This window comes from Mycobacterium sp. NTMscope_Eco_3 (assembly GCF_976985685.1).
The window spans coordinates 6,014,946-6,037,562 of record NZ_CDRJYZ010000001.1 but is presented as its reverse complement, the minus strand read 5'-3'; the positions used below and the strand labels follow the sequence as shown (position 1 = coordinate 6,037,562).

Here is a 22,617-nt window from a genome sequence, read left to right as displayed (position 1 = left end):
TAGGTACTGGAATCGATAGCCTTTGGCACCGTGGTCTAGTACGGCCACCGGCGTAATTTAAGCGTCGCCGCCGGTTCCGCCATGCGACAGCGAAGCGTCGCGTGGCCATTGACGTCCGCGATAACAGCAATTCAGGCGAGGACATCGAGCAACCTCTCTCGATTAATCTTGACGAGTTCGACCGTGAAACGGTGCGCAGTCTCCGTCATCCCTGGGGCAGAAGCAAATAGGTCCTCAACGGTCCGCCGTTCAAGCGACAGTATCCGTTCACGCCAGTACTCGCGGGTGCTCGGTCCACAGAGTCTGATGGCGTCGCCTGCCAGGTCCACGAGTGTCTGCCAACGCGTGCCCTTGCGATGCTCAAATCGGCTCGCGTGCCCACGTTCTGCCCATTTCATCACTGTTCCGTCGCGTAAGTGCTCGGCGCGCAGTTCGTCGCTCAACGTAAAGCCGAGGCTAGCTGCGTGGTCGAAAGAGGGCTCGGATACGTCCGGCGGCGGCACAAGGACGGCCCAGTTGCGGTCGTGGCGATCTCCATGCGCGATCAACGCGTCAAACAGGAGATATCCTGCGAACGCATCGAAAGCCCGAAACGACGTAGGCATCGATGAGCCTGGCGGTGATCCAAACCGTGTGAGTGCCTGCCTGATAGAGCCGACATTGTATCCGCGCGCTTCAGGATCAGTCGGGTCGTAATCGATAACCACCTCTGGCATTAGCGCCTGCCCTGCCTGCAATTCCCACTCTGGCAATCGCACGTCTTCAACCAATGCGCCACGCACCCCGCCCCGAGTGGCTAGTTCGACCGTGGCCGCCGGCACTCCGACCAGCCGAGCCATCTCGCTTCCGAGCTTCTCCACAGTGTCTTCCCCGAGGGAACGATCGCGCTCTGGCCGTGCGGGTTTGAACAGCCAGGTACGCTCTCTCGACGGATGTTTGAGCCAGTCGTGCGGATGCTGGCCCTGGCTCTCGAGGCCAGCGACAGCCCAGTCGTCGGCAGCCACGACTGACCAGCGAACGGGCACGACGCAATTGTGCCTCGCAGGTGCTAGTGCAATCGCCACTGGCCACGCGCATGTCGCGTAGGGCTCCGCTCGAAGACAGCGGAGAGTCGAGGGGGACGGATCCGATACAGAGTTGGCAGCGACGGCACCTCGTTTTTGGCCCCATATTGGCCCCATCGCCGAGTCCGAATCGGTGATGACGAGTTCGTAGACAGAGCGAAAAGGGGCGCTGAAATGCACAGATACTTGGTGGCCAGGGGCGGGATCGAACCGCCGACCTTCCGCTTTTCAGGCGGACGCTCGTACCGACTGAGCTACCTGGCCGGAAGGCAGCGAGTGCCTCGCCGTGCTGGCGACCCTGACGGGACTCGAACCCGCGACCTCCGCCGTGACAGGGCGGCGCGCTAACCAACTGCGCCACAGGGCCTTGCTGCTGCTCCGCGTCACCGCGTCGCGTACCCCCAACGGGATTCGAACCCGTGCTACCGCCGTGAAAGGGCGGCGTCCTAGGCCACTAGACGATGGGGGCCAGAACCGAATCACTCCGGGGTACTCGCAACGTGGTTTCGTTGGGAGCCACGTCAGCTTAGGTCACGGTGTGCCCAATCCTCAAACGAGCCGGGTTTTCGGTCCAAGTATCCTGAATCTCCGCGGCCCCTATAGCTCAGTTGGTAGAGCTACGGACTTTTAATCCGCAGGTCCTAGGTTCGAGTCCTAGTGGGGGCACCACATCGCGCATGGCGCTCGCCGCGCGCGACCGATGACCGCTCATCGCCCGAGCGCAGCACTGCAGTACGTCACATCGGCGAAGGCCGCGGCGACGTCGTCGTCGGCGTAGGCGAATCCGTTCGCCGCGTGCAGCTCCGCGACCGTTGCCGAGGAGGTCTGCCAGCCGCGCCGGTTCAGGTGGTCGACGATATGGCTGCGCCGGCCGTGATAGACGAGGTCGTTGAAGTCGATCTCGAAACCGAGTTCGCTCATCCGGTCGTGGTGGGCGCGCCACCGCGGGTCGGCGAAAACCGCAGTGTCGGGCACGAATTCGAAAGCGAGGCGGCTGCCGGGCGCGCTGAGCGCGGTGATGTTGTCGAACAGCGCGTCCTGAGCTTCGTCCGGCAGGTAGACCACCAAGCCTTCGGCGCTCCACGCCGAGGGGGCCTGCGGATCGAATCCCGCGGCCTGCAGGGCCGAGGCCCAATCGTCGCGCAGATCGATGGCGACGGTGCGCCGCTCGGCGGTCGGCTCGGCTCCCAGATCGCCCAGGGTCAGGGTCTTGAACTCGATGACCTCTGGCATGTCGACCTCGTAAACGACGGTCCCGGCCGGCCAGGGCAGGCGGTAGGCGCGGGAATCCAGGCCCGACGCCAGGATCACGGCCTGGCCGATGCCGCTGCGGGTCGCGTCCAGAAAAAACTGGTCATAAAACCGGGTTCGGCAGGCCATTCCCTGCGCCATCCGCTGGGGATCGAACTCGGTGTCCCCCTCGGCCGCGATTTCCCCGTTCACCAGCCGGACGTAGACGTCGATCCCGACCGCCCGCACCAGCGGGGCGGCATACGGATCGTCGATCAACTTCGCGTCGGAGGACAGCGCCCGCTGGGCGGCCACCATGGTCGCCGTCGCCCCGACGCTTGTCGCCAGGTCCCAACGATCACGATCGGTGCGCGCCATGATGCCCCTTCAGTCGGGTCGGAAAAAGATAGATAATCTAGTTAACATCACGGACTCGGTGTGGCGGCCGACGGGGCTACTCTCCGACTTATCTGCTGCCGTCCCACTCCGGAGGACCCGTGACCGACTTCGCTCAACGAACGATCGAACTGGCTCGCCGCAACGTGGCCGAAGGCGGTCGGCCGTTCGCAACGGTGATCGTCCGGGGCGGCGAGGTGCTCGCCGAGAGCGCCAACCGGGTGGCCCAGACGAACGACCCCACCGCCCACGCCGAGATCCTCGCCATCCGCGAGGCCTGCGTGAAGCTGGGCACCGAGCACCTTGTCGATACCACGATCTACGTGCTGGCCCACCCGTGCCCGATGTGCCTGGGCTCACTGTATTACTGCTCGCCCCGGGAGGTCGTGTTCCTGACCACCCGCGACAGCTACGAGCAGTACTACGCCGATGACCGCAAGTACTTCGAGCTGTCCACGTTCTATGACGAATTCGCCAAGGACTGGGACCGGCGGCGCCTGCCGATGCGCTACGACCCCCGCCAGGGCGCGATAGAGGTCTACCGGCTCTGGAACGAGCGCAATGGCGGCCGGCGCCAGACGACGTTCGTCCCGCCGGCCTGAGCCGCTTGGCAGCCCCGCCGCCTTTCGCTAGTATCTGCGTATGCATGCAGGTAATAGCAAAGGGCGCCTCCCCGACGACCAGGCAGGCCTGGTGGTCGAAGTCTTCCGGATGCTCGCCGATGCCACCCGCGTGCAGGTGCTCTGGTCGTTGACCGACCACGAGATGTCGGTCAACGAACTCGCCGAGCACGTGGGCAAGCCGGCGCCGTCGGTTTCCCAGCACCTCGCGAAGTTGCGGATGGCACGTCTGGTCCGCACCCGCCGGGAAGGCACCACGATCTTCTACAGCCTGGAGAACGACCACGTCCGCCAGCTGGTCATCGACGCCGTTTTCAACGCCGAGCACGCCGGCCCCGGGGTTCCCGGTCACCACCGCGGTGACAACAGCCTCAAGGCGGTAACCGGATCGTCGCCCACACCGAACCGACACCGCAGCGCCAGCCGCTGAGCGAGCCGGAAGCACAAGGCATTTCACACAAGGAGGCATCACCGATGAGCGAAGAGCACACCCACGACGCGCCCCACGCGCACGAGCACCAGCACGGCGACGTGACGCACGCCCACGCGCACACGTCCCACGAGCATGACCACGTGGAGCACGAGCACTCCCACGCGCACGCCGACGGGACGCAACACAATCATCGGCACGTGCACCAGGCGGGACTCGAGGAGGTTCACGGTCACGCCCACGCCTAGGGCGGACGGCGACTCACCGAGCTCAGGGCACAATTGCCGTACTCCTTCACACCCCGCTCCGCGGGCTGCATCGTCGTACGGCTAAGACACCATCGGGCAGTAGTGCTTGGGATCCCCGCGCTCCTCGACGGGCGGCAGGTTGCGCGCCGGAGTTTGCACCAGCGGGGTATCGAGCGGGATTCGCCCGCTGGCGCGGTCCAAACCGGCGCGGGCTCGCGGGTGCTTACGGAATCTGCTTGGCACCAAGGCGAATACGAAACGAACCAGGTCGCCAAAACGCCGGTGCAGCCACTCGTCGCGGCGCGACCATTGGTAGCCCATCAGCTCCCGCACCGGAGGGTCGTACAGGCCGACCGTCAGCCACACGAAAAACGGGGCCATCAGTTTGCGCTGCATGGCCCACAAGGGATCCGGAATCCATTGCGCGAAAGGCGGTTTGGGCAACACGCTCAGATCGAGCACGGCACGGGCGGCCTCGTTGCTCTCCAGCACGTTGCGACACATGTGGTCCCAGTAGGCCTGGAACTCCTCCCACGACTTCGGCACGGGCCGCATGCTCATGCCGTACATGCGGTACCACTCGACATGCTCGTCGAACAGTTGACGCTTCTGCGCCTCGGTGATCCCGCCACAGAACCGTTCGGCCACGTGAATGGTGCCCATGAAGAAGGTGGAGTGCGCCCAGTAGAAGACGTCGGGGTTCAACGCGTGGTAGCGGCGGCCCTGGTCGTCGACCCCCTTGATGTCGGTGTGGTAATCACGCACCTCGGCGCCGGTGACCGGTGCGCGGTCACCGTCGAAGACCACTCCCCCGATGGGATACAACGAACGCAGCAGACGCGGCCACCGCTCGCGGAAGAAGGTGGAGTGGTCGAGGACCGCCGCGCCCAGTTGGGGGTGCATGTTCTGCATCGATCCGGCCCACGGGCCCTGCAGCATGCCCCGCCAGTCCCCAAAATACCGCCAGGTCAGGGAATCGGGCCCCAGCGGTGCCGGCGGCGCCTCGTAGCCCAGGGGCGATACCGGGCAGCCCGCCGCGGCGCCGCTGGACCCGTCGGTCGGCCCGGCCGGACTCGACTGCTCAGGGGCGCCGGTCGCGTCGCTGGTCAGGGGGTGCGATGCGGACGTATCTTGAGTCACTATTGGATTCCTGTAGGTATCTAAATTTTTGACTACGGCCGTTGTCATTTTCAGCTTAGGAGCGATGTGCAGACGGGTCAACGACGGGGGCGCTGGACCGGCGTCCCCTTGGAGAGTCGCCTCGCGCTTCGTCGTGACAACCTGATCAGCGCCGGCGTGCAGCTGCTCGGCGGTTCCGGGGGACCGGCGCTGACCGTGCGCGCGGTGTGCCGCAAGGCGGCGCTGACCGAGCGCTACTTCTACGAAAGCTTCGCCGACCGTGACGAATTCGTCCGCGCGGTCTACGACGACGTCTGCACGCGCGCGATGAACACCCTGACGTCGGCGACGACCCCGCGAGAGGCCGTCGAACGCTTCGTCGAACTGATGGTGGACGACCCCGTCCGCGGACGGGTGCTGTTGCTGGCGCCCGCGGTGGAGCCGGTGCTGACCCGGTCGGGCGCGGAGTGGATGCCCAACTTCATCGACTTGCTGCAGCGCAAGCTGTCCCGGATCGGCGATGCCGTGCTGCAGAAGATGATCGCCACCAGCCTGGTCGGCGGCCTGTCGAGCCTGTTCACCGCCTACCTGCACGGCCAGCTCGGGGCGACCCGCAAACAGTTCATCGACTACTGCATCAACATGCTCTACATCACGGCGGCCCCATACGTCCCCGCCGAAGAGCTCGGCAATTCGCAGTAACGGGTTTTCAATTGGGCCGCATCGGAAAGCCGTAAAACCGGGGGCTGATCGCGATGTCAAACCGTTATCAGCCACGCCTGATGAGGAACTTGCTGCTACCGAAGTACACAGATATATTGACTGCTACCCATCGACACAGATAACTGGAGGCCCTATGTCAGCCGAGCTGACAAACCTACAGCTGTTGCACGAACTCCAGCCGGCCGTCGAGAAGTACCTGAACCGGCACGAGAGCATGCACAAGAACTGGAACCCGCACGACTACATCCCGTGGTCGGACGGCAAGAACTACTACGCGCTCGGTGGGCAGGACTGGGAGCCGGGGCAATCCAAGCTCACTGACGTCGCCCAGGTGGCGATGGTCCAGAACCTGATGACCGAAGACAACCTGCCGTCGTACCACCGCGAGATCGCGATGAACTTCAGCATGGACGGCCCCTGGGGCCAGTGGGTCAACCGGTGGACCGCAGAGGAGAACCGGCACGGCATCGCGCTGCGCGACTACCTGGTGGTCACGCGCGCGGTCGATCCGATCGAGTTGGAGAAGCTGCGCATCGAGGTGGTCAACCGCGGCTTCAGCCCCGGCCAGAACCACCAGGTTCGGGAAGACCTGTTCGCCGAGAGCCTGTTCGATTCGGTAACCTACGTGACCTTCCAGGAGTTGGCGACCCGGATCTCGCACCGCAACACCGGTAAGGCGTGCAACGACACGATCGCCGACCAGTTGCTGGCCAAGATCTCTGCCGACGAGAACCTGCACATGATCTTCTACCGCGACGTCACCGAGGCCGGGTTCGAGATCGCGCCCAATCAGGCGATGAAGTCGCTGCACAAGGTGCTGCGCAACTTCCAGATGCCCGGCTACCAGGTGCCCGAGTTCCGGCGCAAGGCCGTGATGATCGCCGTCGGCGGCGTGTACGACCCACGCATCCACCTCGACGAGGTCGTCATGCCGGTGTTGAGGAAATGGCGCATCTTCGAGCGCGAGGACTTCACCGGTGAGGCCGCCGCCTTGCGCGACGATCTGGGTGTGCTGATCAAGGAGCTCGAGCAAACCTGCGACAAGTTCGAGGTCTCCAAGCAGCGCCAGCTCGACCGTGAAGCCCGCACCGGCAAGAGGACCACGGCAGCCGAGCTGCATCAGACCGCGGGCACGCTGACCATGAGCCGGCGGTAACCAAGCGGTGCGCATCGGTTCCATCGCGCTCGCCAGCCCGGTGGTACTGGCACCGATGGCGGGCGTTACCAACGTCGCATTCCGGACGCTGTGCCGTGAGCTGGAGCAGTCCAAGGTCGGCACCGTCAGCGGACTCTATGTCTGCGAGATGGTGACCGCCCGCGCGCTCGTCGAGCGACACCCGGTCACCATGCACATGACCACGTTCGCCCCCGACGAGTCGCCCCGCTCGCTGCAGCTCTACACCGTCGACCCCGCGACCACCTACGCGGCCGCCAAGATGATCGCCGACGAAGGCCTGGCCGATCACATCGACATGAATTTCGGCTGCCCGGTGCCCAAGGTCACCAAGCGCGGGGGCGGCTCGGCGCTGCCCTACAAGCGGCGGCTGTTCGGCCAGATCATCGCCGCGGCCGTGCGCGCCACCGAGGGCACCCCGATACCGGTGACCGTGAAGTTCCGCATCGGCATCGACGACGAGCACCACACGCACCTCGATGCCGGACTCATCGCCGAAGCCGAGGGCGCCGCCGCGGTCGCGCTGCACGCCCGTACGGCGGCGCAACGCTACTCCGGCACCGCCGATTGGGACGAGATCGCCCGCCTCAAGCAGCATGTGCGCACGATCCCGGTGCTCGGCAACGGTGACATCTACGACGCCAGCGACGCGCTGACGATGATGGCCGCCACCGGATGCGACGGCGTGGTCATCGGCCGCGGCTGCCTGGGCCGGCCGTGGCTTTTCGCCGAGCTGTCGGCCGCGTTCACCGGCAGCCCGCCGCCCACCCCGCCCACGCTGGGCGAGGTCGCCGACATCGTCCGCCGGCACGGGCAGCTGCTGGCCGCGCACTTCGGCGAGGACAAGGGCATGCGCGACATCCGCAAGCACATCGCCTGGTACCTGCACGGGTTTCCGGCCGGCTCCGAGCTGCGCCGGGCGCTGGCGATGGTCAAGACGCTCGACGAGCTGGACGGCCTGCTCGACCGGTTGGACGGCAGCGTGCCCTTCCCGGACGAGGCGAGCGGCCCCCGGGGCCGGCAGGGTTCACCGGCGAGGGTCGTGCTCCCGGAAGGCTGGCTGGACGACCCCGACGACTGCACCGTGCCGGCCGGTGCCGACGTCATGCATTCGGGCGGCTGAGTCCACCGGCTCGAGATCGCTTCCGGACCGATAACTCAGTACGATGTGGGCTTTGTTGCGTGCGCTTGGATGGCGGATGAGTTTCCTGCCGCCGCACCGGGCGCGACGAAAAACGGTTGGCACGCCCCGCTGCGCCCCAAAAGCGGCGCTGCGCTGCCACGACGCACGGACACGATGACGTCTGCATCAGAGCTTCGGAGGCCGGTAGGACATGAGTGACGGCGAGCGCGACGCCACTCGTAACGGTCGGCACGCACCGGGCGAGGCTCACGCCCAACCGATCCCAGCCGGCCCGTCGCCGAGCTTGGGCGCTGCCCCCTGGGAACGATTCTTCGAACCACCGCCCGACGACAACCTCCACCGATGGCAGCCAGAGGCCGCCGTCGCGCCTGCCGCGCCTGCCGCGCCGCAGGAAGACGACACCGAGCACACGGGAAGCCACGCCGGGGGCGGGGTCAGCGTCGCCGATCTGATCGCCAAGATCGGCGCGCCCGACCGGCCCGTTCACCGACGCGCCGCCCCCGAGCCCGAGCCCGAGCCCGAATTTTTCGAGCCCGAGTCCGAAGTCTTCGAGCCCGAACCGCCGCTCGAGATGCAGAAGACACAGGTCATCGACGACCTCGCCTATTCGTTCGACGCGGTCTCCGAGCTTCGCGAGCTCATGGACGCCGACTACCCGAACGACGACGACCCCGGCGAGCCGCCTTCCGACGCGGTCGATACCGCCGCCGAGGAGCCCAAACGCCGCCGCCCGATGCTGCTGGCCGGACGCTCGATAGCGGCGCTGGCCGCCGTGCTGGCCCTGGTGATGACCGGCGGGGCATGGCAGTGGAGCACGTCGAAGAACGCCAGGCTCAACACCATCAACGCGCTCGACCCGCACTCGGACGACATCCGCGACGCAAACGGGCAGTACGGCGACGAAGACTTCTTGATCGTCGGCCTTGACTCGCGCGCCGGCGACAACGCCAACATGGGCGCCGGCGACACCGACGACGCCGACGGCGCCCGCTCGGACACCGTGATGCTGGTCAACATCCCGGCCAACCGCAAACGCGTGGTGGCGGTGTCCTTCCCGCGCGACCTGGCGATCACCCCGATGCAATGCGAGGCCTGGAACCCCACCACCGGCAAGTACGGCCCGCTCTACGACGAGAAGACGCAGACGTGGGGACCGAAGATGGTCTACACCGAGACCAAACTGAACTCGGCGTTCGCGTTCGGCGGCCCGAAGTGTCTGGTGAAGGAAATCCAGAAGCTGTCCGGATTGAGCATCAACCGCTTCATCGCCGTCGACTTCTCCGGGTTCGCGAAGATGGTCGACGCCCTCGGCGGCGTCGAGGTGTGCTCGAGCACCCCGCTGCACGACTACGAGCTGGGCACCGTGCTCGAACACGGCGGCCGCCAGGTTCTCGACGGTTCCACCGCACTGAATTACGTGCGGGCCCGCCAGGTCACCACGGAGATCAACGGGGACTACGGCCGCATCAAACGCCAGCAGTTGTTCCTGTCGTCGCTGCTGAGGTCGTTGATCTCGGCGGACACATTGCTCGACCTCAACAAGCTCAACAACGTCGTCAACATGTTCATCAGCGACACCGTCGTCGACAACGTGAAGTCCAAGGACCTGGTGCAACTCGGTCAGTCGCTGCAGGGGATGGCGGCCGGCCACGTCACGTTCGTGACGGTGCCGACCGGCGTCACCGACCAGAACGGCGACGAGCCGCCGCGCATGTCCGATATGCGGGCGCTGTTCGACGCCATCATCAACGACGATCCGCTGCCAGAGGAAAACGACCAGAACGCAAAGAATTTGAGCGCCTCACCTGGTTCGGGCACGACGACGGGAGCGTCGAAAGCCCCGACCACCAGGAAGCCGTCCCCGACGCCGGAGGCTCAACACGAGCAGGTCACCACGACCTCGCCAAGCGGTGTGACGGTACGAGTTTCCAACGCCACCACGCAGACCGGTCTGGCGGCAACCGCAACCACCCAGCTCAAGCGGGACGGCTTCAACGTGATGACGCCCGACGATTATCCGAGTTCGGTGACCGCGACGACGGTTCTGTTCTCGCCCGGCAACGAAGAGGCCGCGGCCACCGTGGCGTCCTCGTTCGCCAATGCCAAGGTCCAGCGGGTTTCCGGCTACGGGCAGGTCGTGCAGGTGGTACTGGGCCCGGACTTCAAGTCGGTCACCGCTCCCTCACCGAGCGGCTCGCCGATGAGTTTGCAGATCGAACGCGGCTCGAGCAACGCGCCGGCCAAGCTCCCCGAGGACCTGACCGTCACCAACGCGGCCGACACCACCTGCGAATAAGCGTTTTTGACGGCGCTCCGCGGCCTGTCTCGGACGCGGGGAACGTATCCTTGACGACATGCGAACCGCCTACCACGAGCAGCTCTCGGAGTTAACCGAGCGGCTCGGCGAGATGTGCGGCTTGGCAGGAATCGCCATGGAGCGGGCCACCCAAGCCCTGCTGCAGGCCGACTTGGTGCTGGCCGAACAAGTGATCTCCGACCACGAAGCGATCGCCGCGATGAGTGCGCGCGCCGAGGAAAGCGCTTTCGTGCTGCTGGCGCTGCAGGCGCCGGTCGCCGGCGATCTGAGGTCCATCGTGAGCGCCATTCAGATGGTCGCGGACATCGACCGCATGGGTGCGCTGGCGCTGCACGTCGCCAAGATCGCCCGGCGGCGGCATCCCCAGCACGCGCTGCCCGAAGAGGTCAACGGCTACTTCGCCGAAATGGGCAGCATCGCAGTCGAATTGGGGAACAGCGCCCAAGAGGTGGTGTTGTCGCGCGACCCGGAAAAGGCGGCCCGGATCCGCGAGGAAGACGACGCGATGGACGACCTGCACCGGCACCTGTTCTCGGTGCTCATGGACCGGGAATGGAAGCACGGCGTGGCCGCGGCCGTCGACGTGACGTTGCTGGGCCGCTTCTACGAGCGTTTTGCCGACCACGCTGTCGAGGTGGCCAGGCGCGTCATTTTCCAGGCCACCGGCAGACTGCCCGAGGAAGAAGCGAAACCGCCCTCGCAGTAGACGCGAGCTGCTTCGTCATCGGGCTGGTTCGATCGCCCAACTCCTCACACCTCGCTACGCGAGCTGCTTCGTCGTCGGGCTAGGTTCGATCGCCCAACTCCTCACACCTCGCTACGCGAGCTGCTTCGTCGTCGGGCTAGGTTCGATCGCCCAACTCCTCACACCTCGCTACGCGAGCTGCTTCGTCGTCGGGCTAGCCGAAGCGGCCGGAGATGTAGTCCTCGGTCGCCTTCTGATTCGGGTTGGAAAAGATCTTCTCGGTGTCGTCGACCTCGATCAGCCGCCCCGGCTTTCCGACGGCTTCCAGGTTGAAAAACGCGGTGTAGTCGCTGACCCGGGCCGCCTGCTGCATGTTGTGGGTGACGATGACGATGGTGTAAGCCTGCTTCAGCTCGCTGATCAGCTCTTCGATGGCCATCGTCGAGATCGGGTCCAGCGCCGAGCAGGGCTCGTCCATCAGGAGCACATCGGGCTGCACGGCGATGGCCCTGGCGATGCAGAGCCGCTGCTGCTGCCCGCCGGACAGACCACCGCCCGGCCGGTCCAACCGATCCTTGACCTCGTCCCACAGGTTCGCCCCGCGCAGCGAATATTCGGCCGTCTCATCCAGAACCTTGCGGTTGCGCACCCCTTGCAGCTTCAGGCCGGCTACCACGTTGTCGCGAATTGACATGGCGGGGAACGGGTTCGGACGCTGGAACACCATCCCGATGGCCCGGCGCACACCGACCGGGTCGACACCGGCGCCGTAGATGTCCTCGTCATCGAGGAGCACGCTGCCCTCGACGCGACCGCCGGGCACCACCTCATGCATGCGGTTGAGGGTGCGCAACACCGTCGTCTTGCCGCAACCCGACGGACCGATGAACGCGGTGACGCTGCGAGGCAAAACCGTCAGCGTCACCTCGGCGACGGCGTGAAACGACCCGTAATAGATGTTGACGCCCTTGAGGTCCAACCGTTTGGCCACTACTGCTCCTGCCTATGACTTTCTGGCGCCAAGGAATTTCGCTATCACTCGAGCCACGATATTGATCGCGGCGATCACCAGGATGAGGGTTAACGCGGCCCCCCACAACCGATCCGTGGGGATGGGGTTGAGGCCCGCGCCGGCCGACGTCTGGTTGTACATCATGCCTGGCAGCGTCCCCATGAAGTCGCTGAAGATATTGAAGTTCATCGACTGGGCATAACCGACGAGGATCAACAGCGGCGCCGTCTCCCCCATCACCCGGGCCATCGCCAGCAAGATCCCGGTGACGATGCCGGACAGCCCGGTGGGAATGACCACCCGGACGATGGTCTTCCACTTGGTGATGCCCAGCGCATAACTGGCCTCGCGCAGGTCCACCGGAACGATCCGCAGCATTTCCTCGGTCGCGCGCACGATCACCGGAAGCATCAGCAACACCAACGCCAGCGAGACCGCGAACTCGGAACGGGGCAGGCCCAGCGTGGCCACATACAACGCATAGATGAACAGTGCCGCCACGATCGAGGGCACCCCGCTCAGGATGTCCACCATGAACGAGGCCAACCGGCCCAACGCGGTGCCGCCGCCGTATTCGACCAGATAGATCGCGACCATGAGACCGATCGGGATGGAAATGACCGCGCACACCAATCCCTGCAGCACGGTGCCGACCAGCGCGTGGTAAGCGCCGCCGCCGGTCACGAAGGCCGTCATCCCGGCTTGCGAGTGCGACCACCACACGGTTGAGGTGATCGCCTTGAATCCCTTGACGGTCACCGACCACAGCACCATCACCAGCGGCGCCACAGCCACCAGCAACGCCAGTGAAACCAACACGGTCGCAACACGATTCGCGGTACGACGGCGCCGGGAAAGCGGGGAGAACGTCCGCGACTTGAGCGGGCGGTCCAACATCGACGTCATCGGGCGGCCTTTCGGCCGGCCCCGGCGACGGCGCCCCGGGCGAGGGCGTCGACCAGGAAGGTGAGCACGAAGAGCGTCAGGCCCGCGGCGATGTACGCGCCCGACTTGAATCGGTCGTCGAATTCCGCCGCGGCGCCCGCGATCGTGGTGGCGAAGGTCGAGCCGCCGTCGAACAGCGACCAACCGAACGCCGACTGGGTGCCCCGCAGGATGATCAGCAGCGCGACCGTCTCGCCCAGCGCGCGGCCCAGCCCCAGCATCCCGCCGCTGATGTAGCCCGACCGCCCGAACGGCAGCGTGACGGTCTTGACCACTTCCCACCGGGTGGCGCCGAGCGCGAGCACCGCCTCGATCTGGTCCTGCGGTGTCTGGATGAACACTTCGCGGGTGACGGCGGTGACGATCGGCAGAATCATCACCGCCAGGACAATGCCGCCGGTGAAGATGGTGCCGCCGCCGGCGGCCGACGCGTTGCCGTCGGCGAACAGGAAGCACCAGCCCAGGGAGCGGTTGAGCCAGGTGGCGACGGGCCGCAGCTGCGGCGCCAACACGTACAGACCCCACGCACCGTAGATGATCGAGGGAACCGCGGCCAGCAGATCGACCGCGTAGGCCAGCGGCGTCGCGATACGCCGGGGCGCGTACTGGGTGATGAAAAGGGCGACGCCCAGCGCGACCGGCATGGCCAAGGTCAACGCGAACAGTGACACGAATACGGTGACCGGCAGCAGGCTGGCGATCCCGAAGTGCATCGCCGACGTGTCGGTGGTGACCCAGCTACCGCCGTAGCTGAAGAAGTTCTCGCGATTGCGCTGCAACGCCGGGGCCGCGCGCCCGAGCAGGAACACGGCGATCGCGGCGATCACGACGACGATCAGCACACCCGAGGCCTGCGCGAGCCACCGGAATACCCGGTCTCCCACATGCGGTCGCCCCTCGCCCCAGGGGCTGGTGGGTGCCGTCGACGACTCGGGAAACGACGCGGCAAGCACGGCGCCCGAGCCTGCGTCGATTGGGTTTGGCCCTGAAAACCCCGTCACCGCAATCCCGCCACAGTTCTGCTGTCGCCCCTTGGAACCCGATTCACCTGGTCACTGCAGCGCATCGATCGCGGCGACCAGTCGTTCCTTGACCTTATCGGGCAGCGGAATGTAGCCGGCCGAGGACAGTTCGGCCTGGCCGCTGATGGCGGCCACGGAGAGGAACGATTTGATCGCCCCGGCGGTATCGGCGTCGTAGCCCTTGGAACACACGATCTCGTAGGTGACGAGCACCAGCGGGTAGACGCCCGGCTCCTGCGAGCCGTACATGGCGTTGAGATCGAGCAACAGGTCGTTTCCCTCGCCGAGGAATTGGGCCGCCTTGATGGCGTTTTCGGCCGTGTCGTTGGTGAGCGGGACAATCCCGCCGCGGGTGGCGATTTTGGCGTAGGACATGCCGGCCTGGTCGGCGAACCCCTTCTGGACGTATCCGATGGCGCCCGGAATGGTCCGCACCGCCTGAATGACGCCGGACGACTTCGTCGCACCCTCGCCGACGCCGCCCTGGAATTCCGTGCCGACCCCCTTGGCCCAGCTCTGCGGTGCTGCGGCGGTCAGATATTTCTGCACGTTGTCGGTGGTTCCCGACGAGTCCGACCGGTAGATCGGCGTGATCCTGGTGTCGGGCAGCGCCACACCCGGGTTGAGGCCGGCCAAGATGGGGTCGTTCCACGTGGTGATCTTGCCGGTGAAAATCTTGGCCACCGCATCACTGCTGACCACCAGGGCCGGATTCCCCGGCAGGTTGTAGGCGAGCGCGATCGGACCGAACACCAGGGGCAGGTCCCACGCCGGGTTCCCGCCGCACCGACTGGCGGCGGGGCCGATCTGCTCGGCGACCAACGGAGAATCGGCTCCCGCGAAATCCACGTGCCCGGCGATGAACTGCTCGCGGCCGGCGCCCGACCCGGTCGGGTTGTAGGCCAGACCCTTGCCCGGGCAGTACTGACCCCACACCTGGTTGAAGACCGTGATCGCGTTCGCTTGAGCGGTCGAGCCTTCCGCCGTCAGCTTGTTCTTACCGCCGCACCCCGCGCTACCGGCGCCGCCGGTGATGCTGGGCGCCGCTGCGCCGCGGCGGTTCTCATCGCTGCCGCAAGCGGACAGCGCCATGGCGCCGAGTGCCGTCGCCAACAGCACCGCGGCCAGCGCCCTGGCCTGCCTGTCGAGCTTCACCGATCTCGCTTTCATGACGACGTTCAAGACGCATGTGGGCGCCGCTGGCCATCCCTCTCAGGTTGCCAAGTCGCGGCGAAACTATGCGCCGGCCGGCGCACGGCAACGTCTCGGTAGCAAGGACCAGGTTAACGATGCGGGTGGATGCCGCTCGTACCCGCGGTCAGTTGGCCGCGGGGACGACCGCGTATGCGGTGTCGACGCTGTAGGTGGTGAAACCCAAGCGCTGGTAGGTGCGCACGGCGGCGACGTTGTCCGACTCGACGTAGAGCATCACGGTGGGATCGGTGGCCTCGGCCAGGCGGCGGGCCAGCCATTCGATGCCGACGGCGGTCAACGCCTGTCCCAGTCCGCGGCCTTGCGCCGACGGATCGACACCCACGACGTACACCTCGCCCAACCCGGGCCGATCGAGGTGCACCTTCGTCCAGTGAAATCCCAGCAGCCTGCCGCCCTGATCGCCCTCGGAGTCATCGACCGCGAGAAACAAACCCGTTGGGTCGAACCACGGTTCGTCGCGCCGCTCCGCCAGCTCGGCTTCGGTCCAGCCGCCCTGCTCGGGGTGGTAGGCGAACGCGGCGTTGTTGACGCGCAGTAGCTCGGCGTCGTCGGCCGTGCCCGCATAGGTGCGGATCCGCACCCCGGGCACCGAGGGCGCGGTGTCGGGGAGATCGCGCAGCGAGCGTCGCATCTGCATCAGTTCCCGCACCGGCGTCAGGCCCAGCGCGGACGCGGTCGCGCGGGCCGGCTCGAGCGTGCCGTGCGCCCAGAATCGGTTGCCCGCACCGGTTTTGGTCAACGCCGCGCGAGCCAGCGCGGCCCCGATGCCGCGACGACGGGAACGTGGGTGCACGACGAGTTCCGCCATCCCGGTCTCCCCGTCGCGGGGCGGGCTGAGATTGAGGTAGCCGATGATCACACCGTCGTCCGAGGTGCTCAGCAGATGCTCGGTGCGGTCGTGTCCGAGTTCGCGCAGTACCTGCTCGCCGACGGGCGCCACCCCGTCGAATTCCGTTGCCGCACTGATGAGTTCGCGCACGCCTCGCTGTTCGTCGTCGGTCAGCGTCCGGCGCCAGTCAGGCGGGGTCACTGAGTGCGCAACGGATCGACCAACGGATCTTGGACGTCCTCGGAGTCGGATTCCGAACCGGATTCGGCGCCGTCCGCGCCGTCGGGATCGGAGGGGTCGGCCGCCGGGGCGCGGCCGCGCGCCGGGCGGACCGCCTTGTAACCCACGTTGCGGACGGTGCCGATCAACGCCTCGTGCTCGGGGCCCAGTTTGGCCCGCAGCCGGCGCACGTGCACATCGACCGTGCGGGTGCCGCCGAAGAAGTCGTATCCCCACACCTCGTGCAGTAGCTGCGCCCGTGTGAACACCCGCCCGGCGTGCTGGGCCAGGTATTTGAGCAGCTCGAATTCTTTGTAGGTGAGATCGAGCGGGCGCCCGCGCAGCCGGGCGGTGTAGGTGCCTTCGTCGATCACCAACTCGCCCAGGCTCACCTTGCCGGCGCTTTCCTGGTCCGCAAGCCCGCCCCGGCGGCCGACCACCAGCCGCAGTCTCGCGTCGATCTCGGCCGGTCCGGTGGTGGGCAGCAGGATCTCGTCCAGGCCCCAGTCGGCGCTGATGGCCACCAGGCCGCCCTCGCTCACCACGGCCAACACGGGAACCGATCGGCCGGCGGTGCTCAGCAGGCGGCACAGGCCGCGCGCGGACGACAAATCGGTGCGCGCATCCACGATCACGGCGTCCGCCGTCCCGGCCTCGAGCAGCGAGGCCGGTTCAGGCGGCGCCGTCCGCACGGCATGCGGAAGCAGCGACAACGAGGGCAGGACCGGATCGGGATGCAGCTCCGAGGTCAGCAGTAAAAGCTCCAACTAGTCCCTCCAGCTCGGGGGAACGGCATCTCCCAAATTCACAACGCCATCACGCGTTAGTTACCAGGTCATCTAACGATAACGTGATACCTGGTGTTTTCGCGTGGCAGACGAGCCAGTGTGAGCCCCGCCACGGGCGATCCGCCGCCGCCGGGGTTACGCCACAATATGCGGGTGCGCAAGGTGCTGATTGCTGCGACCGCGACCGCGATCCTGGTGGCCGTGGTCACCCTCGGTGCGATCGGGGTCGACTACGGCACCAGCATTTATGCTGAATACCGGCTGTCGGCCAGCGTGCGCAAGGCGGCCCAGCTGGGCAGCGACCCCTTCGTGGCCATCGTGGCGTTTCCCTTCATTCCGCAGGCCGTGCGCGGCAACTACAGCCAGGTGGAGATCAAGGCCAACGCCGTCGAACACGCGATGACCGGCAAGGCCACCCTCGAGGCCACGATGTATTCGGTCGATCTCACGCATGCGTCGTGGCTGATCAGTCCCGAAGCCAAGCTGGCGGTGGACAAGCTGGAAAGCCGCATCATCATCGACTCGACCCACCTGGGCCGATACCTGGGCATCAGCGACCTGATGGTCGAGGCCCCGCCCAAGGAAACCAATACCTCCACCGGCGGCGTCACCGCGTCGGGCATCTCCGACAGCCACGGGCTGGTGTTCACCGGCACACCCAAATCGTCCGGCTTCGATCGCCGGGTCAGCGTCTCGGTCGACCTTTCCATCGCCCCCGATGACCCGGCGACGCTGGTCTTCACCCCCAAAGGCGTGCTCACCGGACCGGACACCGCCGACCAGACCGTCCCCGCCGACAAGCAGGACGCGGTGCTGCACGCCTTCGGTGGCCGGCTTCCCGACCAGCGGCTTCCCTTCGGTGTCGCGCCCACCACCGAGGGGGCGCGGGGCTCCGACGTCATCATCGAGGGCATCACCTACGGATTAACGGTGTCCCTCGATGGGTTCAAACGGTCATGACGCACGCTGACGGCGCCGCCGGGCGCGACGAGGAGTGGCGCCCGTGACGACGGTCATCGTGGTCACCGTCGCCGCGCTCGCCGCCGCGACCCTCGTCGGCTGGCTGTTGACCCGCCGCTCCGGCGGCATCCGGGAAATCGATCCCGGGCCGGATCACGACACCGCCGGCGACATCGCAGCGCTGAGACTTTCGCGCAGCGGACCGACCGTCGTGCATTTCAGTGCCCCGTGGTGTGGGCCGTGCGACCGGGTGCGCCGGGTCGTGGTCGAGGTCTGCGACGACCTGGGCGGGGTGTCCCACGTCGAGGTCGATCTGGACGCCAATCCGGAGACCGCGCGCCGTTATTCGGTGCTGTCCCTGCCCACCACGTTGATCTTCGACATCGACGGGCGGCAGCGGTACCGGACCTCCGGAGTGCCGAGCGCCGCCGACCTGCGGTCCGTCCTGAAACCGCTGTTGGCTTGACCGCGGTGTCATTGGGTAAGCTGACCGACGTGTTAGCCCGCCTCGAGCCCATGCTCACCAAGCGTCGCGCAGTTGAACTGTGCCGCACCGCGGGCTGTTGTTGTTGCTGTTGCTGCTGAGTAGCCGCGCTGTCGCGTAGCACTCGGAGCGGCCCCGGATCCCGACCGTGGCGCGTCTCCCATCGTCGTTTCCATGAGCAACAGAGGTATTCGAGGAGTAACACCTTGCCGAGCAGCAACACCGCCACGCAGCCCGACCTCGTCGACGTGCGTGGGCCACGCTTCGCCGCCTGGGTGACGACCGGTGTCTTGCTGCTGGTGCTGGTCGTGTCGGCGGCCAGTCCACCGGCGGCGGCGGCAATCCTGGCCGTCCAGGCCGTCATCTTCGCCATCGGCGCTGCCGGCGGGCCGCGCAAGCATCCCTACGGCCGGATATTCGCCGCCGTCGTCGCGCCCCGGCTGGGCCCGGTGCAGGATCGCGAACCCACCGCGCCGCTACAGTTCGCCCAGCTCGTCGGCCTGATCTTCGCCGTGCTGGGGACCGCCGGCTTCGCCGCCGGCGCCGTCCTGTTCGGCGTCATCGCCACGGGGGCCGCCCTGGCGGCCGCGTTTCTCAACGCCGCATTCGGCATCTGCCTGGGCTGCCAGCTCTACCCGCTGGTGGTCCGCTTCCGGAGCATCGCGCGTCGCACCTGACCTGCTGTAACCAAAAGTGATTGAAAGGACCCATTCCATGGCACGCTCCGACGTCCTGGTCTCGACCGACTGGGCTGAGAGCAATCTCGACGCCTCAGGCGTCGTCTTCGTCGAAGTCGACGAGGACACCAGCGCTTACGACGCCGGCCACATTCCCGGCGCGATCAAGCTGGACTGGCGCTCCGATTTGCAGGACCCGGTCAAACGCGACTTCGTCGACGCTCAGCAGTTCTCGAAACTGCTCAGCGAGCGGGGCATCTCCAATGACGACACCGTGATCCTCTACGGCGGCAACAACAACTGGTTCGCCGCTTACGCGTACTGGTATTTCAAGCTGTACGGCCACGAGAAGGTCAAGTTGCTCGACGGCGGCCGCAAGAAGTGGGAGCTCGACGGCCGCGCACTGTCCAGCGACACCGTCAGCAGGCCGGCGACGTCGTACACGGCGGCCGCACCGGACAACAGCATCCGCGCGTTCCGCGACGACGTCATCGCGGCCATCAACGTCAAGAACCTCGTCGACGTGCGCTCCCCCGACGAGTTCTCCGGCAAGATCCTGGCCCCCGCGCATCTGCCGCAGGAACAAAGCCAGCGGCCCGGCCACATCCCCGGCGCCATCAACGTGCCGTGGAGCAAGGCCGCCAACGAGGACGGCACCTTCAAGTCCGACGAGGAGCTGGCCGCGCTGTACGCCGCGGCCGGCCTGGACGGCAACAAAGAAACGATCGCCTACTGCCGTATCGGCGAGCGGTCGTCGCACACCTGGTTCGTTCTCTACGAATTGCTCGGGCACAGGAATGTCAAGAACTACGACGGCAGTTGGACGGAATACGGCTCCCTGGTGGGGGCCCCGATCGAGTTGGGAAGCTGATATGTGCTCTGCACCGAAGCAAGGACTGACGTTGCCCGCCAGCGTCGACCTGGAAAAGGAAACCGTGATCACCGGCCGTGTGGTGGACGGCGATGGCCAGGCAGTGGGTGGCGCGTTCGTCCGCTTGCTGGACTCGTCGGACGAGTTCACCGCCGAGGTGGTGGCCTCGGCCACCGGTGACTTCCGGTTCTTCGCCGCACCCGGATCCTGGACGCTGCGCGCACTGTCGGCGGCCGGCAACGGGAACGCCGTGGTGACGCCGTCGGGTGCGGGCATCCACGAGGTCGACGTCAAGATCGCCTGATCGACCAGCTGCCCGCGACCGGGACGCGACGAGGCGAATAGACTTGCCCCCGTGGTGCTGTTCTTCGAGATCATGCTGGTTGTGGCGGTCGTGGTGATTTCATGGTTCGCCCTGTACACCCTCTACCGGCTCATCACTGACGAGTCGTGAGCCGCGCCGGCGACGATCCAGAGCGCAGCGATGGGGAGGAGCGGCGCAGATGAACTCCGCCGGCGACGATCCAGAGCGCAGCGATGGGGAGGAGCGGCGCACATGACCTCCGGCGACGATCCGTCGAGTTCTGCCGGCTCCGGCGACCGGGCGGTGGCTGCCGCCGCCGAGCGCGCCAAGGTGACCGCCGGCCGCAACATCCCGTCCTTCGACGATCTACCCGTGCCCGCCGACACCGCCAACCTGCGCGAGGGCGCCAATCTCCATGACGCGCTGCTCGCGTTGCTGCCGCTGGTCGGAGTGTGGCGCGGCGAAGGCGAAGGCCGCGGGCACGACGGTGACTACCGGTTTGGGCAGCAGATCGTGGTCTCGCACGACGGCGGGGACTATCTGAACTGGGAAGCCCGGTCCTGGCGACTGAGCGAGACGGGCGATTACCAGGAGCGCGACTTACGCGAGACCGGTTTCTGGCGCTTTGTCAGCGATCCCGACGACCCCAGCGAATCCCACGCGATCGAGCTGCTGTTGGCGCATTCGGCGGGCTACGTCGAATTGTTCTACGGGCGTCCGCGCACCCAATCGTCGTGGGAGCTGGTGACCGATGCGCTGGCCCGCAGCAGGTCCGGCGTGCTGGTCGGCGGCGCCAAACGGCTCTACGGCATCGTCGAAGGCGGCGACCTGGCCTATGTCGAGGAACGGGTCGACGCCGACGGCGGCCTGGTGCCGCACCTGTCGGCGCGCCTGTCGCGGTTCGCCGGCTAGCAGGGCCGGGAGCGGCCGCCGACATGGGGCGGCCCCCGAGCCATGTTCCAGGTCGGACAAAAACCGGAAGCTCGGGGGCCGGGTGACTGCGGGGAATTCGCCAGCGCATGTGTGTCGCCAGCTCTTCCGAGCCGATGCAGCTAGCGCGCAGCCACCTCACATGTCCATGAAGCTATCAATTTCTCGGACCACCTCCTTCCTTGTGTACGGCCGACCGTACCCGCGAATGGCAGAGGCGACAACAGAATTCAGCGCTCAGCGATCGCTGACGATGGCGGCGTCGACCAGTTCGGCGAAGTCCCCCGCCATCGGCGACCGCGGCAGTGGGCGGCCGTCGAGGGTATGCACCCGGGCGGCCAAGGTCATGCTCGAGATCAGCCAAACACCTTGGGCGTCAAGCAGATCCGCGACACGAAGCGCCCGATAATAGCAGTCGTACCCCTTGGCCCTGGCAACCTCGAACAGGGCCTGCTGGGTGGTACCGCGCAGAATCGGATACCACGGCGGGGGCGTCAGCAAGCACGGATTGCCGTCCGGCGCTTCGGAGTCGGTGGCGATCACCACAGTCGATCGAGGGCCCTCCAGGATGTAGCCGTCGGTGCTGACGAAGATGACGTCACCGGCGCCCCGGCGGGCGGCATGGCGCAGGGCGGCCATGTTGACCGCGTAGGACAGGGTCTTGGCGCCGGCCAGCAGCCACGGCATCGCGTCGACGCCGGTGGCGGGTAGGCCGCGATCGAGGGTGATGGCCGCCAGTCCGTCGCGTCGGACCGCCGTGACGCGGTCGGGAACGCCGTTGACCATCACGTAGGCCGTCGGCGCCGAACCACCTTCCCGGCCGCGGCTGTAGATCAGCCGCATCGCGCCCTCGTCCGCGGTGCCCGCGCACCACTGCCGGGTGGCCACCTCGATCGCACTGCGCCACCGGGGCAGATCCGGCTCAGGCAGATCGGTCAGCGCGGCCGACTGGGACAGCCGCTGCAGATGCGACTCGATCAGACAGGCTCTGCCGTCGCGCAACAGCAGCGTTTCGAAGACGCCGTCGCCGCGCACGGCCGCCAGGTCGTCGGCGTACAGCAGCGGCGCCTCCGGCGAATGGATTTCGCCGTCCAGCGTGACGATCACACCCGTCTGGCCAGCCATGGTGGAGAAGCCTATCGGCTCGCCGGTCCCTCGCCGAATGTGAAGCCGGCCGCACGCTCGTCGACGAACGTGCGGCGAGCGGCACA

The 22,617-nt window shown here is 66.6% G+C and carries 24 protein-coding genes, 4 tRNA genes and 1 pseudogene; 16 read left to right on the top strand and 13 right to left on the bottom strand.

Annotation, left to right across the window (positions count from 1 at the left end; translation table 11 throughout):
- Positions 1–131: 131 nt before the first annotated feature.
- The 4 genes from AC0KTM_RS28390 to AC0KTM_RS28375 all read right to left on the bottom strand — a co-directional run bounded on the left by AC0KTM_RS28390 (position 132) and on the right by AC0KTM_RS28375 (position 1,533).
- The gene (locus tag AC0KTM_RS28390) at positions 132–1,004 is read right to left on the bottom strand and encodes a HipA domain-containing protein (protein ID WP_224113137.1); all 873 of its coding nucleotides are present in this window, start codon (positions 1,002–1,004) and stop codon (positions 132–134) included.
- A 247-nt stretch (positions 1,005–1,251) separates the two neighbouring features.
- A tRNA-Phe gene (locus tag AC0KTM_RS28385) sits at positions 1,252–1,328 on the bottom strand.
- A 26-nt stretch (positions 1,329–1,354) separates the two neighbouring features.
- A tRNA-Asp gene (locus AC0KTM_RS28380) sits at positions 1,355–1,431 on the bottom strand.
- A gap of 29 nt (positions 1,432–1,460) precedes the next feature.
- A tRNA-Glu gene (locus tag AC0KTM_RS28375) sits at positions 1,461–1,533 on the bottom strand.
- A gap of 124 nt (positions 1,534–1,657) precedes the next feature.
- On the opposite strand from AC0KTM_RS28375, the gene AC0KTM_RS28370 reads away from it, so the two are divergent.
- Positions 1,658–1,733 (top strand) — tRNA-Lys (locus AC0KTM_RS28370).
- A 39-nt stretch (positions 1,734–1,772) separates the two neighbouring features.
- On the opposite strand, the gene AC0KTM_RS28365 is transcribed toward AC0KTM_RS28370, so the two are convergent.
- Positions 1,773–2,672 (bottom strand): class I SAM-dependent methyltransferase, encoded by a 900-nt coding sequence (locus tag AC0KTM_RS28365; RefSeq protein WP_238955751.1) that lies wholly within the window; start codon positions 2,670–2,672, stop codon positions 1,773–1,775.
- A gap of 119 nt (positions 2,673–2,791) precedes the next feature.
- Here AC0KTM_RS28365 and AC0KTM_RS28360 point away from each other — a divergent pair, with 119 nt between their 5' ends.
- The 3 genes from AC0KTM_RS28360 to AC0KTM_RS28350 are packed head-to-tail and all read left to right on the top strand — an operon-like array spanning position 2,792 to position 3,988.
- Positions 2,792–3,292: a nucleoside deaminase gene (locus AC0KTM_RS28360; RefSeq protein ID WP_238955750.1), complete on the top strand. Its 501-nt coding sequence runs from the start codon at positions 2,792–2,794 to the stop codon at positions 3,290–3,292.
- A gap of 40 nt (positions 3,293–3,332) precedes the next feature.
- Positions 3,333–3,740 carry an ArsR/SmtB family transcription factor gene (locus tag AC0KTM_RS28355; protein ID WP_238955749.1) on the top strand — a complete coding sequence of 136 codons (408 nt, stop codon included), beginning with the start codon at positions 3,333–3,335 and terminating at the stop codon, positions 3,738–3,740.
- 44 nt (positions 3,741–3,784) lie between these two features.
- Entirely contained in the window at positions 3,785–3,988 is a 204-nt protein-coding gene (locus AC0KTM_RS28350; protein WP_238955748.1) for a zinc transporter Slc39a7, read from the top strand.
- Positions 3,989–4,069: 81 nt separating this feature from the next.
- Here the strand turns inward: AC0KTM_RS28350 and AC0KTM_RS28345 are convergent, their stop codons facing one another.
- On the bottom strand, positions 4,070–5,128 hold the full coding sequence (locus AC0KTM_RS28345) for an oxygenase MpaB family protein (RefSeq protein WP_472417334.1): 1,059 nt from the start codon (positions 5,126–5,128) through the stop codon (positions 4,070–4,072).
- 66 nt (positions 5,129–5,194) lie between these two features.
- Between AC0KTM_RS28345 and AC0KTM_RS28340 the strand changes: the two are divergent.
- From AC0KTM_RS28340 to phoU, 5 genes and pseudogenes are all read left to right on the top strand, one after another.
- Positions 5,195–5,834: pseudogene (locus AC0KTM_RS28340) on the top strand (TetR/AcrR family transcriptional regulator); the annotation flags it as partial.
- 129 nt (positions 5,835–5,963) lie between these two features.
- Positions 5,964–6,986 (top strand): acyl-ACP desaturase, encoded by a 1,023-nt coding sequence (locus tag AC0KTM_RS28335; protein WP_225327824.1) that lies wholly within the window; start codon positions 5,964–5,966, stop codon positions 6,984–6,986.
- A gap of 7 nt (positions 6,987–6,993) precedes the next feature.
- Positions 6,994–8,127 carry a tRNA dihydrouridine synthase DusB gene (dusB, locus tag AC0KTM_RS28330; protein WP_472417332.1) on the top strand — a complete coding sequence of 378 codons (1,134 nt, stop codon included), beginning with the start codon at positions 6,994–6,996 and terminating at the stop codon, positions 8,125–8,127.
- A 211-nt stretch (positions 8,128–8,338) separates the two neighbouring features.
- Positions 8,339–10,444, top strand: coding sequence for an LCP family protein (locus AC0KTM_RS28325; protein WP_238955746.1), 2,106 nt, complete (start codon positions 8,339–8,341; stop codon positions 10,442–10,444).
- Between the two features lie 58 nt (positions 10,445–10,502).
- Positions 10,503–11,171 carry a phosphate signaling complex protein PhoU gene (gene phoU / locus AC0KTM_RS28320; protein ID WP_225327827.1) on the top strand — a complete coding sequence of 223 codons (669 nt, stop codon included), beginning with the start codon at positions 10,503–10,505 and terminating at the stop codon, positions 11,169–11,171.
- 193 nt (positions 11,172–11,364) lie between these two features.
- Here the strand turns inward: phoU and pstB are convergent, their stop codons facing one another.
- The 6 genes from pstB to AC0KTM_RS28290 form a co-directional block, all read right to left on the bottom strand.
- Positions 11,365–12,141 (bottom strand): phosphate ABC transporter ATP-binding protein PstB, encoded by a 777-nt coding sequence (pstB, locus tag AC0KTM_RS28315; protein ID WP_225327828.1) that lies wholly within the window; start codon positions 12,139–12,141, stop codon positions 11,365–11,367.
- Positions 12,142–12,153: 12 nt separating this feature from the next.
- Entirely contained in the window at positions 12,154–13,068 is a 915-nt protein-coding gene (gene pstA / locus AC0KTM_RS28310; RefSeq protein WP_238955745.1) for a phosphate ABC transporter permease PstA, read from the bottom strand.
- A complete protein-coding gene (gene pstC / locus AC0KTM_RS28305; protein ID WP_238955744.1) occupies positions 13,065–14,108 on the bottom strand; it encodes a phosphate ABC transporter permease subunit PstC in 1,044 nt (347 codons plus the stop codon). Before pstC ends, pstA begins: the two co-directional genes overlap by 4 nt.
- A gap of 51 nt (positions 14,109–14,159) precedes the next feature.
- The gene (gene pstS / locus AC0KTM_RS28300; protein WP_425326346.1) at positions 14,160–15,284 is read right to left on the bottom strand and encodes a phosphate ABC transporter substrate-binding protein PstS; all 1,125 of its coding nucleotides are present in this window, start codon (positions 15,282–15,284) and stop codon (positions 14,160–14,162) included.
- A 163-nt stretch (positions 15,285–15,447) separates the two neighbouring features.
- A complete protein-coding gene (mshD, locus tag AC0KTM_RS28295; RefSeq protein WP_238955742.1) occupies positions 15,448–16,374 on the bottom strand; it encodes a mycothiol synthase in 927 nt (308 codons plus the stop codon).
- Complete coding sequence (locus AC0KTM_RS28290; protein WP_225327833.1) at positions 16,371–17,159, bottom strand: winged helix-turn-helix transcriptional regulator; 789 nt, start codon at positions 17,157–17,159, stop codon at positions 16,371–16,373. The genes mshD and AC0KTM_RS28290 overlap by 4 nt, the downstream gene beginning before the upstream one ends.
- A gap of 168 nt (positions 17,160–17,327) precedes the next feature.
- Between AC0KTM_RS28290 and lmeA the strand changes: the two genes are divergently transcribed.
- The 7 genes from lmeA to AC0KTM_RS28255 all read left to right on the top strand — a co-directional run bounded on the left by lmeA (position 17,328) and on the right by AC0KTM_RS28255 (position 21,388).
- Positions 17,328–18,140: a mannan chain length control protein LmeA gene (gene lmeA, locus AC0KTM_RS28285; RefSeq protein WP_225327904.1), complete on the top strand. Its 813-nt coding sequence runs from the start codon at positions 17,328–17,330 to the stop codon at positions 18,138–18,140.
- A gap of 43 nt (positions 18,141–18,183) precedes the next feature.
- Complete coding sequence (locus tag AC0KTM_RS28280; protein WP_225327834.1) at positions 18,184–18,606, top strand: thioredoxin family protein; 423 nt, start codon at positions 18,184–18,186, stop codon at positions 18,604–18,606.
- A 5-nt stretch (positions 18,607–18,611) separates the two neighbouring features.
- On the top strand, positions 18,612–18,725 hold the full coding sequence (locus tag AC0KTM_RS28275; RefSeq protein ID WP_374109668.1) for an Ms5788A family Cys-rich leader peptide: 114 nt from the start codon (positions 18,612–18,614) through the stop codon (positions 18,723–18,725).
- A gap of 105 nt (positions 18,726–18,830) precedes the next feature.
- On the top strand, positions 18,831–19,301 hold the full coding sequence (locus AC0KTM_RS28270; protein WP_225327835.1) for a DUF4395 domain-containing protein: 471 nt from the start codon (positions 18,831–18,833) through the stop codon (positions 19,299–19,301).
- Between the two features lie 37 nt (positions 19,302–19,338).
- Positions 19,339–20,172, top strand: coding sequence for a sulfurtransferase (locus tag AC0KTM_RS28265; protein ID WP_225327836.1), 834 nt, complete (start codon positions 19,339–19,341; stop codon positions 20,170–20,172).
- 1 nt (position 20,173) lies between these two features.
- A complete protein-coding gene (locus AC0KTM_RS28260; protein WP_008263909.1) occupies positions 20,174–20,476 on the top strand; it encodes a DUF1416 domain-containing protein in 303 nt (100 codons plus the stop codon).
- Between the two features lie 252 nt (positions 20,477–20,728).
- Complete coding sequence (locus tag AC0KTM_RS28255) at positions 20,729–21,388, top strand: heme-binding beta-barrel domain-containing protein (RefSeq protein WP_238955740.1); 660 nt, start codon at positions 20,729–20,731, stop codon at positions 21,386–21,388.
- Positions 21,389–21,643: 255 nt separating this feature from the next.
- Here AC0KTM_RS28255 and AC0KTM_RS28250 read toward each other — a convergent pair whose 3' ends face one another.
- The gene (locus tag AC0KTM_RS28250; RefSeq protein WP_472417592.1) at positions 21,644–22,513 is read right to left on the bottom strand and encodes an aminodeoxychorismate lyase; all 870 of its coding nucleotides are present in this window, start codon (positions 22,511–22,513) and stop codon (positions 21,644–21,646) included.
- Positions 22,514–22,617 lie beyond the last annotated feature (104 nt).